Origin of the sequence: Streptomyces sp. NPDC005866, assembly GCF_040629895.1 — a bacterium.
Lineage (GTDB): Bacteria > Actinomycetota > Actinomycetes > Streptomycetales > Streptomycetaceae > Streptomyces.
Map to the genome: position 1 here is coordinate 81,167 of NZ_JBEXWP010000014.1, position 14,118 is coordinate 95,284.

General features: G+C 72.8%; 3 protein-coding genes. 1 reads left to right on the forward strand and 2 read right to left on the reverse strand.

The features are described 5' to 3' along the window. The first annotated feature begins 28 nt into the window (after positions 1-28). Positions 29-667: an HD domain-containing protein gene (locus tag ABZ396_RS21735; protein ID WP_358917897.1), complete on the forward strand. Its 639-nt coding sequence runs from the start codon at positions 29-31 to the stop codon at positions 665-667. 62 nt (positions 668-729) lie between these two features. Here the strand turns inward: ABZ396_RS21735 and ABZ396_RS21740 are convergent, their stop codons facing one another. Then, positions 730-3,249: a right-handed parallel beta-helix repeat-containing protein gene (locus ABZ396_RS21740; protein ID WP_358917899.1), complete on the reverse strand. Its 2,520-nt coding sequence runs from the start codon at positions 3,247-3,249 to the stop codon at positions 730-732. 38 nt (positions 3,250-3,287) lie between these two features. Further along, positions 3,288-14,060: a hypothetical protein gene (locus ABZ396_RS21745; RefSeq protein ID WP_358917901.1), complete on the reverse strand. Its 10,773-nt coding sequence runs from the start codon at positions 14,058-14,060 to the stop codon at positions 3,288-3,290. Between the last annotated feature and the right edge of the window lie 58 nt (positions 14,061-14,118).

The following is a 14,118-nucleotide window of genomic DNA, read 5'->3' on the forward strand; positions in this document are numbered from 1 at the left end:
CACCCATCCGGTATGGAGGCTGAGAACGATGAGCGAACAGATCGCAGGTATACGGATCCCGGACACCGCCCTGGTACGGGAGGCCACCGAGATGGTGTGCGATGTCGCCACGCCACTGGTGTTCGACCACTCCCGGCGGGTCTTCCTGTGGGGCTCACTGCGCGGCCGGGCCCTGGCGCTGGCCTTCGACCCCGAGCTGCTGTACGTGGGAGCGATGTTCCACGACCTCGGGCTGACCAAGCGCCTGCGCCGCACCGACCAGCGCTTCGAGATCGACGGCGCCGACGAGGCCCGCCGCTTCCTGCACGCCCACGGCATCACCGGCGAGCCCGCCGACCGGGTCTGGACGAGCATCGCCCTGCACACCACGCCCGAGATCCCGCTGCACATGGCACCCGAGATCGCCCTGGTCACCCGCGGGGTCGAGCTGGACGTCCTGGGCATCGGCTATCACGAGGTCACCGACGAGCAGCGCGCGGCGGTCGTCGCGGCGCACCCGCGCCCGGACTTCAAGAACCAGATCCTCGCCGCCTTCACCGAGGGCATCCAGGACCGCCCCGACACCACCTTCGGCAACGTCAAGGCCGACGTACTGGCCCACTACGTCCCAGGCTTCCGCCGCGGCGACTTCGTCGAGGTGATCAAGGACTCCGCCTGGGCCGAGTGACCGGGCATGACCGGAGGCCACTGCCGGCCCGACGTTCGCCGGGCCACAGCGGGCGAGACCCGTCAGCGCGTGACCGGCTGGGGCAGGTCGTGGGCTTCCAGGCTGATCAGCTGGTCCGAGGTCGGGGCGGTGAGCTCGGCCACCCGCTGGGCCTGGCGTTCGGTCATCTCCTGGAAGAGCTGGCGGGCCGAGCGGCCGTTGCCGAAGCCCTCGCCGCGGGGCATCGTCTCGAAGAGGGCGAGGAGTTCGGTGCGGGCCGTGGGCGTGAGCTCGTAGCGGTGCTGTGCGGCCTGGTATTCCACGATCGAGACCAGTTCGGCGGACTCGTAGTCCTCGAAGAGGAGGGTGCGGCCGAAGCGGGATGCGAGGCCCGGGTTGGAGCCGATGAAGCGGTGCATGTCACCGGGGTAGCCGGCGGCGATGACCACGACGTCGTCGCGGTGGTCCTCCATCAGCTTCACCAGGGTCGCCACGGCCTCGGTGCCGAAGTCGTTGCCCGCCAGCGCCGGGGCCAGCGAGTAGGCCTCGTCGATGAAGAGCACACCGCCCAGCGCCCGGTTGAAGGCGGCGGTGGTCTTCGGGCCGGTGTGGCCGACGTACTCGCCCACCAGTGCCGTTCGGTCGACCTCGATCAGATGGCCCCGGCGCAGCAGTCCGAGGGCCTTGAGGAGACGGCCGTAGAGGCGGGCCACCGTGGTCTTGCCGGTGCCGGGGTTGCCGGCGAACACCAGGTGGCGGCTGAGCGGCGGGGCAGGCAGCCCGGCCTCCTCGCGGCGGCGGACCGTCTGCATGAGCTTGACCAGGGAGCCGACGTCCTGCTTGACGCGGTCCAGGCCGACCAGTTCGTGCAGTTCGCCGAGCAGGTCCTCCAGGTTCTCCTCCTCCGGCTCCTCCATGTCGTCGGCGGACCTGGCGGACCTGGGGGAGGGCACCGTCCCGGGGGTGCGGTTCGCCGGGGTCGCGGCCGGAACGCCGAAGGTCAGCGGATTGCCGTCGGCCGTGCAGTCCTCCAGAACCGGCTTGGCGCCCTCGTCGGTGCCCAGCGCCTCCGCACAGTCACGGATCCGGCAGTGCCGGAACACGGGGTCGGCCCCGGCGGCGACATGCAGGGCGGGGAATCCGGAGCGGGTGACGTCGAGCGCGGTGAACGTGCCGCCCGCACCCTCCGCCAGGAACACCCCGTTCTTGCCCGGCCGGTCGATGTGCAGCCCGGTCACCTCCGGCCTGGCGCCCGTCCAGACGACGGCGCCGGAACCCGCGCAGTTCTCGACCCAGCCACCGTTCACCGTCGCCTCGGCGCCCTCGTCGACCACCAGCCCGGCCGCCCCGGCACCGCTGATCCGGATCCCGGCGAGGGAAGCGGCGGCGCCCTTGGCGACCTGCACGCCGATCTCCTTCGTCCCGGTCACCGTGGAGTCGGCGACCGTGCTGCCGGTGGGCGAGCCGATGCCGATCCCGGCGGCGGACCCGGCGACCCGGCAGCCGGTCAGCGTGGCCACCGCCCGCTCCTGGACACTCACCCCCGTCATCGCGACGTCGGCGATCCCGCAGTCGGTCAGCTCGATCCGGGCCTCACCCGTGGCGTGCACACCGTGTTCGGAGCCGCCGCGCACCCGGCAGTCGGCGAGCCGCCCCACGGCCGTACCGGCCAGATGGACCGCGCTGAAGGCACTGCGGTCGATCCGGCAGTCGGCCAGGTCCGCCTCACCCGCACCCGTCACCAGCAGCCCGTTGGCCCCCGCGTCGGCCACGGAACAGCCGGACGCGCTGAGCCGCGCGGTCTCCTGCACCACCAGACCGCTGGCGGCCGCCCCGCGGATCCGGCAGTCGGTCAGCTCGGCACGCGCCGACCCGGTCAGATGCACCCCCGCCGCCCCGGGCGTCTCGATGCGCGACTCCCCGGCGGTGGCCTCGGTGGCGTCCTCAAGGAGCAGCCCCGCCCTGCCACTGCCCGCCAGCACCGAGTCGGTCAGCCGCAGCCGGGACCGGCCGCGCAGCCGCACCCCGGAGCCGGTCGTGCGCTCCAGACGCAGCCGTACGGCGTCCAGGCTCGCGGTGCCGGACAGCACCACGCCGGTCCCGTCGACGCCGGTGACCGCCGTGTCCTCCAGCCGCGCCCTGACGCTCCCCGACAGATGCAGGCCGGCCAGCCGGGCGCCCTCCAGACGGCAGCGGCGCAGCACGACCGCCGTCGTACCGCCCTCCTCGTCGTCCGGGCCCTTCACCTGCACCCGGCCGCCCTCCACCGAGCACTCCTCCAGGACCAGACCGGCCCCTGGGGACACGCTCACGGCGGGCAGGCCCGCGTCGGAGCCCCACACGGTGATGTTGTGCAGGGCGCAGTCCGGCCCGTCCACGGCCACCGCGGGCTTCTCCCCGGGCGGGGCCGCGATCACGACGCTGCCCCGGCCGTGCTCGGCCGTGAGCACGACGGCCCGGTCGAGCACCAGGTTCTCCGTCCAGGTGCCGGGGGCGATCACCACCAGATCGCCGGGCGAGGCGGCGCGTATCGCCTCGCCGATGGTCCGGTACGCGCCCCGGCCGCCCTGGCCCTTGGGCGCCACACTGTGACGGGTGGTCATGTACGTTCCTCAGTCCTCGGTGATCGCGGCTGCCCCGGTCACGGTGCCTGGAAATAGGTGGGATTGATGCTCGCACGATAGGCACTGGTCAGGTACAGCGACTGGATCGACTTCTCGAAGATCTTGAAGGGTAGCTGGATCCAGAAGTCGGCGAAGCCCTGGCGGTGGAAGAGCCGGCCGCCCGCGCTCATCACGAACACGTTCTTGACCAGTCCGGTGGTGGCGGCCGTGGTGACGGACGCGGCGGCATTGATCCCGCCCTCCCACACCGCGTCCCCGCCGTGCAGCTTCACGGTCTGGCCGTCGGCGTTGGTGACGCCCCACACGGCCGCGTTCATACTGCCGTTGACCCAGCCGGACAGCGCGCTGCTGAGGACGCCGAACGAGAAGTCGTAGGTACCGGCCCGCCAACGGGTCGGCGTCTCGTTGCCCGCCCACTCGTTGGACCAGGTCTTGTCGTGGTTGAGGGGACGCCGGGTCCAGGGCTTGCCGCCGTCGATGTTGGCGAGACCGGTCTTGAGGTCGCCGAGCTTGCTGAACCCGAGGACCCGGTTCTCGTGGACCGCGATGCTCAGACCGGTCTTGATGCTCGCGCCGACCGCCGCGTTGGCGAACGACTTGAGCGCGTCCTTGCCCGTGAACGGCTTGTTCTGGACGGCGGCCACGATCCCGTTGACGGCCAGGTTCGCACCGAACTCCAGGATGAACTCCTGACCGAACTCCAGCGCCGCCTTCTTCGCCACGGTCTGCCAGTACGGCTCGTAACGCGCCTCGCGCAGCGCCGCGTTCCCGTCCGGCAGGACGGTGCCGGACCAGGGCATGCGCTGGGCCTCACGGGTCGTACGGCCCCAGCCGCGGATCTCGGTGAGCGGGCCGCGGAAGTCGTACTCGTTGCCGGTCAGCTGCATACGGCCGAAGCTGTCCCGCTCGAACACCAGCCCGCTGTCGGTGCGCTGGGCGATCAGATCGCCCCGGTCGTTGTAGCGGTTCCACTGGCCGCGCCAGGCATCGGACTCCAGGAACCCGCCGCCGTCGACCTTGCGTTCCCGGACCACGCTGCCGTGGTCGTACTCCTTCCACACCGAATGCGTCGTATCGGCACGGGTGTCGTACGTCCGCACGCGCACCGGACCACACCCGCGCACCGGGGTCTCGCGTACGACCGTGGGTGCGCCCTGACCGGTCCCGGGCAGCGAGTCGCGGAAGTGGCGGGCGCCGGGTGCCCACTGGTCCTGCCAGGCGCCGTCGTGCCACCAGCGGCGGACCTGGTTGACCATGTTCGGGTCGAGGGCCGAGCCGTCGCGCTTGTAGACGTTGGCGGTCCACCATCCGTTGTCGTCGCGCCAGGCGTCCACGTGGTTGCCCGAGTCGAGCATCCGGCGCTCGCGGACCAGCTGCCCGGCGGCGTTGTAGTCCCGGTAGGAGTCGTCCCAGGGCAGCCGGGAGTCGCCGGAGCCGCGGAAGAACTCCCGTCGGCCGGAACCGACTTCGGCGCCCTGGGCGTCCAGCTCACGCCAGGTCCAGCGGCCGGAGTCGGCGCGCCCGGAGCCCTGGACCACATGACCGGCGGTGCCGTCCGGGTTGGCGTGACTCAGCCCGGCGAGGTTGCCGTGCGGGTCCCGGTCCACCCAGGTGCGGTCACCGGTGAACTCCCGGACGACGCCGCCGGGGCGGCCCTCACGGGCCACCTGGGGGGCTCCGCCGGCGTCCTGGTAGGTGTCCCGCCAGAGCACGCCGTCCGGGTCGTTCCGCACCTGGACGCGGTAGCCCCGGCGGCCGCCGGACTCCGACCAGGCGTGGGCGGTGACACCGGGGGGCGGCTGGTGGGCCGGGGCCTGGGAGTGGTCGCCGACCTTCAGGGAGCTGCCGTCGTGCAGTTTGCCGCTGAACCGGGCGAAACTTCCGTCGGCCGCCAGGTCGAGGGCGCTGCCGTCCATGCCGACGTACCGCACACCGGAGGCGGTGACGGTGCCGTCGTTCGCCTCCTTGGTCCAGGTGAACAACTGGTAGGTGTTGTCGGCCTGGACATGGGCGTACGGCGGCCGGGTGTGCTCGGCGCCGGCCAGCCAGCGGGTGCGGACCCAGGTGGGCGGGCGCTGCTCGCGCCAGCGGTCGGTGGTCAGGAAGCCGTCGCCGAAGACCTCGTGCTTGCCGACCTCCTTGCCGTGCGGGGAGTGCCGCTCCCAGGTGCCGCGCAGGGAGCCGTCGGCGCCCATCGCGTGCTCCTGGTACTGCCCGGCCCGCTCGGGCCACTCGGCCATGCCCCACTGCCGCTGGGCGATGTCACCGCCGGCGGTGCGGTCGGTCCAGCCGCTGCCGACGCGTTCATGGGTCCGGGGACCCGAGGCGATCTCCTTGCCCGCGCCGTCGTAACGGTGCCAGGTCCAGGCGCCGTTGTCGTCGATCCCGAGGGTGTGGCCGGCCCGGCCGTTGAACTTCTGCAGCCCGTCGCGGTACTCGCGCACCGTACGGCCCCAGCCGTCGCTGTCCCGCCAGCCGGTGCCCGCCGTGTCGTAGTGCCGGCTGCCGGTACCGGCCGGGGTGCCGGTCTCGTCCCAGCGCACCCAGTGGGTACGGGGGTTGGTGCGGGCGAAGGAGATCGTGTCGGTACGGCGGAAGGAGTCCACGACATCGCCGGCGGCACCGGGCAGCACCCGCCGCTCGAAGACCGGTACGTGCGCCTTGGTCGAGCTGAGCAGCCGGATGTGGCCGCTCGCGGCGCCCGAGAGGTCGGCGGAGCCGTGGTGGAAGGAAGCCGCGGCCGTCGGCGCCCCGGCCCGGGTGGTCCGCTCCCAGGTACCGGTGGTGTGGTCGACGACGTACCGGAAGTCCGTTCGCCGCCCGTCGTCGAGCACGTTGAAGCCCTGCCGGACCGGGCTGCCATCGGCGGCCAGGTGCAGGAACTCGCCGTGCCGCGGGCTGGTCGGGTCGTTGAACCCGATCCGAGTGGTGCCGTCGGGCCGCCGCACGGCGTCCCAGTGCCCGAGCCTGCCGCCCGCCGCGTCCTCCAGCCAGGCGCCGGGGTGCGCGGCGGTCGGCGGCTCCACGACGAGGAAGCGTCCGCCGTGGCCCGCGGGCAGCGGGGTGCCGGTGGCCGTGAGAGCGCCCTGGCCGTCGTACCGGGTGAACGACGTGTCGGCCAGGGTGATCCGGTGGCCGCCGCCGGGCAGCGGGACCGTCTCCTGGAGGAAGCGGCCGGTGGTCTGGTCGAAGACCTGGCGCCCGCCGCCGGGCCGCGCGATCTCGATATGACCGGCCGGGTCGAAGGTGACCGCGCGCGCCGGGTCCGGGGCGAAAGCGTCGTCCAGCCGGCGCGGGGCCGCGCCGAGCGGCCGGTCCAGATGCCCGGCCGGCAGGCCGTCGCGTCCCGTCAGCCGCAGCCCGTCGCCCGCGAAGTCGCCGCCCGGCCCGAAGGTGTGGTGGCCGGTGTCGTGGACGGTACGGAAACCGCCGTTGTCCGGGAGCGCGGTGACGGTGCCGGGCAGCCGGTTGCCGTGGGCGTCGGTGAGGTGGTGACCGCCGACCCCGTCGGGCTCGGCGAACCGCCAGCCGCGCGGGCCGCCGGCCGGGTCGGCCAGCGCGGTCGAGGTGCTCAGCGGGCGGCCCTGGGCGTCGTACAGCACGGAGTCGCCGGTGACGTCGTCGATCGTGCGCGGCCGGTTGCCGCCGACCTCGACGACGCGTTGCGGCAGCGGCTGCCCGGCCGTGTCGGTGAGACGGTGGCCGCCCGCGCCGTCCGGTACGGCGATCCGGTCGCCCCGCGCGTTCGCCGCCGGGTCGAACAGGGCCAGCCCGGAGTCCTGGAAACGGCCGTCGGCCGTGTACCGCGTGGTCGCGCCGGTCGTCTCGTCGGTCACCCGGAAGCCGCTGCCGTCGGGCAGCGCGGTGACCGTCTCGGTCTGACGCGCGCCGGCCGCGTCGGTCACGGTGAAGCGGCCCGTGCCGTCGCCGGCCAGGAACCGCTGCCCGCGCGCGCCCTGCGGGTCGGTGAGCGAGACACCGGTCTCCTGGAGCCGGCCCCGACCGTCGTGGCGTACGGACACTCCGGACGTGCCGTCGGTGATCCGGACCCCGTTTCCATCGCCCAGGTCCCGCACCTGCAGGTCCATGCGGTTGCCCGCGAGATCGGTGACGTGGGCGTCCGTGCCGTCGGTGACGCGAACCCGGTCGGTCCCGGCGGGGACGCCGTCGCGGCCGGTGAGCTGGACGCCCTCGTCGAGCCGGTGGCCCTGGGCGTCGACGCGGTGGGTGACGCCGGTGTCGAGATGAGTGATGCGCGTCGAGTCGCCGGGCAGGGCGAAGGCGGTCAGACGGTCCGCGCCGGGGCCGTTGACCGTCACGGTCTCCGGGCGGCCGTGACCGTTGAGATCCGTGTGCAGACGCATCCCCGTCGGCCGGCCGTCGGCTCCGTGCAGCGGGATGTCGTCGGCGATCCGGTCGCCGTTCGCGGTGTACGTGGTGACGATGTCCGACTGCGTGTGCCGGACGTCGAAGCCGCCGTCCGGCCGGGCGGTGACCGTGCGTCCCGGGTCCGGATGCAGCTGCCCGTCGAGCACCCGCAACGTCACCGCGTTGTTCTCGGCCACGCTGTGCTCGACGGTGAGGCCGTTCGGTCCGGAGACACCCGAGTTGGTCAGGGTGATCCGGTTGACGGCGGGCGGGGCGGTGTCGGGCAGCGGGTCGTGCTTGCCCGCGCCCAGCGTCGCGCCGCGCCGGGTGGCCCCCGCCTCGATCTCGCGGATCCGGGTCTCGATGTCGGTCGGACGGACGCCGAGGTCCTGCAGATTCCGGTAGGCGGCGCGGAACCTGTCCTGAGCGGTGACCAGTTCGTGGTTGAGCTGCACGTCGAACGCGCTGACGCCCTGTGAACTGCTGGCTCCGCCCGGTCCGCTGCGCAGATCCTCGACCCGGTTCAGTTCCTGCCGGGCGGAGGACAGCTCGGTCCAGGCCTCGCGGAACGGCCGGCCCTCGCCGCCCAGGAGGTCGTCGATCTGGGCGGAATCCGCCGCCCACGGCGTGTCACCGGGCTGTCGGGCCGGTGTGGCCCGGCCCTTGCCGCGGTCCTGGCGGGCGGGTGCTGCCGGGGTGGTGTCGCGGTCCTGGCGGGCGGGCGTGGGGAGGGTCGTGTCACCTCCGCCCCGGACCGGCGGGGCGGGCTCCAGGAGGTTCAGGGCGTCGCTCTGCCGCTGCGCCTGCGCGGCCCTGTCCATGCCGTCGAGCATGGTCTGGAGCCGGGTGTGTGTCTGCGGGGTCGTGCCACCGGCGGCGAGGGCGGTACGGGTGCGGCCGGCCAGGTCGTCCGCGCCGCCGCCGAATCGCCGGAAGTCGTCGAGCAGACGGTACGCGTTCGCCTCGGCCTGTGCCTGGTTCAGCAGTCTTTCCACTCCGGTCCGGCGGACCGACTGCGGACGGTCCCGCAGGAAGCGCTGGGCGGCCCCGGCCAGGTTGTCGAGCGCCTCGGCCCGCTGCGCCAGCTGGTCGGCGGGGACGCGGTGGAAGGCGTCGAGGGCCCGGTCGACGTGCTGGATCTGAGAGTGGGAGCGGATGCCGTTCGCCCGGTACGTGTTACGGCGGAATGTGGCCCGGTCGAGGAGGTCGGGCGCGGCCGGGTGAGCGGTGCCGGGCGGCGTCGTTCCGGTGGTGTCGCCGGTCCGCCGGGGCGGCCTGAGCATGTCGTCCAGGAGGGAGTCACCGAGCGGCCGCGCGGACCGGCCGGCCCCGAGCCTGGTGTCGTCCCTTGGGGGCATCGAGGCGAAGTCGCCGTTGTCGCCACGGTGGGGCGCGGCCGAGTGGACGTCGTCGAGGTGGGTTGCGGCCGTGTCGGATTCCGTGAGACGAGGCGTGGTGGTGTCGGTTTCGGCGGGGTGGAGCGGGGTGGTGTCGGTGTCCGCGAGGTGGGGTGTGCGCGTCTCGGTGCCGGCGAGGTGAGGGGTGGTCGTGTCGGTCTCCGCTAGACGGGACGGAGGCGTGCCGGCGTCGAGCGGGTGCGACTGGAAGGTCTCCGTCTCGGTCTCGGTGAGACGGTGCGGCGTGGCGGTGTCGGAGAGGTGCTGCGGTGCGGTCTCCGCGTCGTGGCGGTGTGGGGAGGCTCCGAGGTCCGTGGAGTGCGAGACGGTGGTGTCGCTCTCCTTGACCGGCGGCGGGGCCGTCTCGGAGTTGACGCGGTGCGGTGCCGGCGACTGGGTGTCGGTGCTGTGCGGCGCCGGGGGCTTGGTGTCGAGATCGTGCGGCGCCGGGGGCATGGTGTCCGTGTCGGCGTGGTGCGGTGCCTGTGAGTTGGTGTCCAGGCTGTGGGACGGGATGCCGTCGCCGGTGAGCGCGGGGGCCTTGGTGTCGGGGCCCAACTGGGTGTGGGGGAGCTGGGGCTGGGCGTGGGCCGGCGTCGTGTGGACGTCGGTCGCGCCGGACAGGGGCGGCCGTGAGTCCATGTGGGAGCCGGTGTGGACCGGGCTCGGCAGTTCCCTGCCCCACGACGCGGGCGTGGGCAGGGAGTTGAGCAACTCGTTGTTATGGAGCACATGGCCGCGCAGGTCGGCGGCGAGGTCGTTGAAGCCGGTGCCGCTCCACTCCTTGGTGAAGGTGCGGTCGCCGCCGGTGATCGTGACGGAGACGGCGTTGTCGTCCACCTTGTGGGTGACCGTGATGGTCATCTGGTCCGCGAAACCGGGCCGGCTCACGATGAACGTCTTCACGTGCGGGCCGTCACCGCCCTCCCGTACGATCGCGTCGCCGAGGCCCTCCCAGCGGCGCATCGCGTCCTGCCCGAAGGCACGGCCGAAGTCCTCGAACGCCTCGCCCGAGTGCAGCCCGGTCCACTTCTCGTTGATGAGCCCTTCGAGCTGGGCGTCCGGGATCTGCTCGGCGCGCACCGGGACGACCGTGATGCCGTCGGCCTCGACCCGGGCCGGGCCGGTCCGCACCAGCCGGGTCGGGGAGAGGGTGACCTCCCACTGGTCCTGGTTGAGCGCGAGGGCGTCGTCGGCGGCCTTGGTGTAGCCGGGCGGGTAGGCCATGGCGAGCTTGCCGTGGTCCGCCGGTACGTCGATCTCGAAGACGACGCGGTTGCTGTTGACGCCGTTCTTCGCCCACTCCGCCTGAAAGGCACGGTTGTTGGAGGTCGAGGCGGGCAGCCGCTCCACGAACACGTCGGCCTGCGCCGCCCGCGGGTCCATGGACACGCCCCGCCACACGGTCATGCGCTGGTTGGGGCCCTCGAACATCAGGTCACCGGCGACCTTGTTGAACTGCTTAACCTTGCCGACGAGGCCCGGATTGGCCTCCAGGGCACTGGGGTTGACGAAGCCGCCGTACCCCTTCTTCGAGGTGAAGGCGCCGCCGATGACGCCCTGCATGAACAGCTTGACGTCGTTGTCGCCGGCGGCCTTGCCCATGTGGCCGCGGGCCGCGTGGGCGGCGGCGTCCCAGCTGTCCGCGGATGTGCCGGTGATCCCGACCGGACGCGGGGGAAGCGTGACGTCCGGGGTGGACGAGCGGAGCAGCTCTCCGGTGGACCGGCTGTACACATGGCTGCCCGAGGTGGACGCGACGACGATCTCGTCCTCGCCGTTGAGCTTCGCGGGCCAGGCGCCGACGCCGTCGCTCACGGAGTCCACGGACTTGCCCGCGACCTTGACGCTCACCCCGCCGAACGGGCTGTCGCCGAACCGCACGGTCTCCTCGGCCAGGCGGATACCGCCCAGCCGCTTGAACGTCCAGCTGTGCACCACGGTGCCGCCGACCGCGTCCAGCTGCCGTACGACGAAGCCCGTGCCCTGCTTATCCACGGTGTACAGGCCCGACTCGACCGCGCCGCCGTGGAGTTCGGGCGTCCCGCCGCGCGGTGCCTTGACCGCGAGTTCATGGCTGCCGGGGACCTTGACGACGTTGGGGTCCTTGAGGAGTGCGTCGAAGGCGCCGGTGGTGTCGGCGGTGTGGGTGGCTGGTGCGGGGGAGGAGTGGGCCGGCAGCGGGGTGTGGGTCCCGGGCGGGTTCGGGGTGGCGTGGGCCGGCAGGTCTTCGGGGCCGTGCGCCGAGGTGCCGTTGGCCGAGCCGGCGAGGCCCTTGTCGGCGTCGGTGTGCGTGGGCGTGCCGGCGAAGGCGGGACCGTCGGTGGTGCGGGCGCTGCGGCCGGTGTCGACGAGGTCCAGAGCGGAATGGCCGGGGCCACCCGAGCCGGAGTGCCCGGCCCCGCCGGTGGTGGCGGGCGCCGGCTCGTGCGGGGTGGGGTTCGCCGCCAGACGGTCGGGCGTGGCGGGGCCCACCGGGCCGATGGTGAGCCGGTCGGGGGTACCGGGGTTCACTGGGCTGATGGTGAGCCGGTCGGGGGTACCGGGGTTCACTGGGCTGATGGTGAGCCGGTCGGGGGTACCGGGGCCCACTGGGCCGATGGTGAGCCGGTCGGGGGTACCGGGGCCCGCCGGGTTCACCGTGAGCCGGTCGGGAGCCGTGGTGGCCGCCGAGTTCACGGTGAGGCGTTCCGGTGTTGCCGGGGTCGGGTTCGGCGAACCGTGCAGCAATTGTTCGGGCGGTGTGCCGGGGTGTGGGGAGCCGGGGCTGTGGACGAGTTCGTCGAGGTGGAGCCGGGTCTGGTTGGCGTGCAGGGCGCTGGTGGTGCGCTCGGCGAGGGTGCCGCCGGCGCCGGGGGCCACGGGGGTGTTCGGCGTGTTGTGCCGGCCCCCCGCCAGCAGGTCGAACGCCGAGACGCTCGCGTCGACATGGCCCGGCCCGGCGTGCCCGATCCCGGTCGGGGACGGATGGGCGACCGTGGTGTGGCCGGTGAGCAGAATGCCCGGTGCCGTCACGTCGTGCGGGGTGCCGGGCACCGGCGACGGGGTCGAGTTGAGCGCGGTGTGCGCGACGCCGGTGCCGGGGGTGCCGGTCAGCGTCGTGTGGAGGTTCCCGACCCCGGGGGCGCCCGGCGTGTGGATGGTGCCCGGGTTGCCGGTGAGCGCGGCGTGCACGGTGCCCGCCGTCGGCGAGCCCGGCGTGGACAGGTCGCCGAGGGTGGCGGCCACCGGCGGCGGCGACGCGTGGGTGCCGGTGAGGATCGAGGTGCCCGGCACGTGCGTGCCGTTGTGCGCCCCGCCCGGCAGCAGCACGTCGGCGGTGGACGTCAGGTTCGTGGGCGTGGAGTGCAGCCCGGTGAGCGTGGTGTGGGCAGTGCCGGAGACGCCCGTGACCGGCGTGTTGGTGATGCCGTGCGTGGCGCTGGGGACACCGGCCGACGCGGGCACGTGGAGGCCGGAGGCGGTGGTCACGGTCGGCGTGGCGCCGACGCTCACCCCGACCTCCGAACGCCCGCCCAGCGCACCGAAGTTCCCCACGTGGACGTTGCCGAGCTGCACATGGGGCATGTCGACCAGTGCGTCCACCGTGCGCGCCGCGTGCACACCGAAGTTTCCGCGGTGGGCGATGGCTCCCACGTCACCCAGGTTCAGGGAGGGCGGACGCAGGGTCGAGGTGACGTCCAGATGCGTGCTGGGCAGGTTGAGGTCGAGGTTGCGGAGACCGTTCTGCCCGGCGCCCGCCCCGAAGCGCACCTCGTTCAGCTGGATGCGCGGCATGTCGACCAGGGCGTCGACGGTGCGCGGGTCGACGGGGACCGAGCTGATCGTGCGGCCGACGGCGCCGGTGATCGGGGCGCCGAAGACGTGCTGGCCGAGTACACCGCGGTCGAAGATGCCGATGCGCAGCGCGTTCCGGAAGCCGTACTGGCCGATCTCCGCCGCGTCCACCGGCAGGATGATCCGTAGCCACTTGGTGCCGCCGAACTCCTGGCCCACCCAGGTCTTGGTCGCCTGCCAGCCCCGGGAGAACGTCTCGGGCAGGCCGCGCACGAACCCGGGGATCGCCTTGAAGCCCTGCACGATCGTCAGGCCCACCGAGCTGACCCCGTGGCCGATGATGTTGGGCAGGTTGTGGATGCCGTCCAGCACCCACAGGCCGCCCTTGAAGACCCAGGTGCTGCCGAGCCTCACCAGGTCCTTGAGGCCGAGCAGCAGGGTGGTGGGGCGGAAGCCGTTGGTGAACAGGTTGCGCAGGGCCTGGAACGTGCCCCGGGCGATGTTGGCGAAGCCCTTGGCGAAGGCGCTGGTAGCGACGCCCTTGATGATCTGGAAGATCGGCAGCGCCTTGGTGGTGGGCGCAAGGATGCCGAGCCCGGCGAGGAAGAGGTCCAGGAAGCTGGCGTTACCGCTGGCGAAGTCGACGATCGTCTTGATGAAGAGGGTCAGGTTGACGCCGAGGGCGAGTAGCGCGATCGGCCCGCCGAAGATCAGCGCGGGCACGATCAGGATGATCGCCAGCCACTGGAACGCCTCCCAGAAGATCTGGCACTCGGAGATCGGCAGCTGGATGTTGGCGACACCCTGGATGCTCCCCGCCGCCGTGGAGGCGCCCTCGCTGTGCTCGGTTCCGGCCTGCCGGGCCGTGGAGGCGTACGTGTCCCGGTCCGGATTGTCCTCGGACAGCCCGCGGCCCGAGTTGAGGGCGCCGTCCGCCCGCTGCTGGAGGTCCACCAGCTTGTCCGCCCAGGTGGTCAGCGCGGTCGCCGCGGTCTCGAAGGACTGCGCCACATCCTCGATGTGCCCGCGCAGCCGGTCGTCGACCTTACCGCGCAGGGCGTTGGCGGCCTCGCCGACGAAGACACTGTCCCCGGCGGTGTTCATGACCGCGTCGATCGCCGTGCTGATGCGCCGGGCCTCGGAACCGAGATGGTTGAGCTCGGTGGACAATGTCCGGATCTGGTCGGGATCGCCCGGAGTGGGGTCCCCGTCTAGCCCGATCGCGTTCCAGTCGGTCGGGCGTGCCATGCGAAGTTCCTCCCGGATACGACGGGGCTCGGGATGCTAACCCCCAACTGACCACGCC

Coding starts and splice junctions, on each gene's coding strand:
- ABZ396_RS21735 (WP_358917897.1), top strand. CDS start 29: ATGAGCGAACAGATCGCAGGTATACGGATCCCGGACACCGCCCTGGTA.
- ABZ396_RS21740 (WP_358917899.1), bottom strand. CDS start 3,249: ATGACCACCCGTCACAGTGTGGCGCCCAAGGGCCAGGGCGGCCGGGGC.
- ABZ396_RS21745 (WP_358917901.1), bottom strand. CDS start 14,060: ATGGCACGCCCGACCGACTGGAACGCGATCGGGCTAGACGGGGACCCC.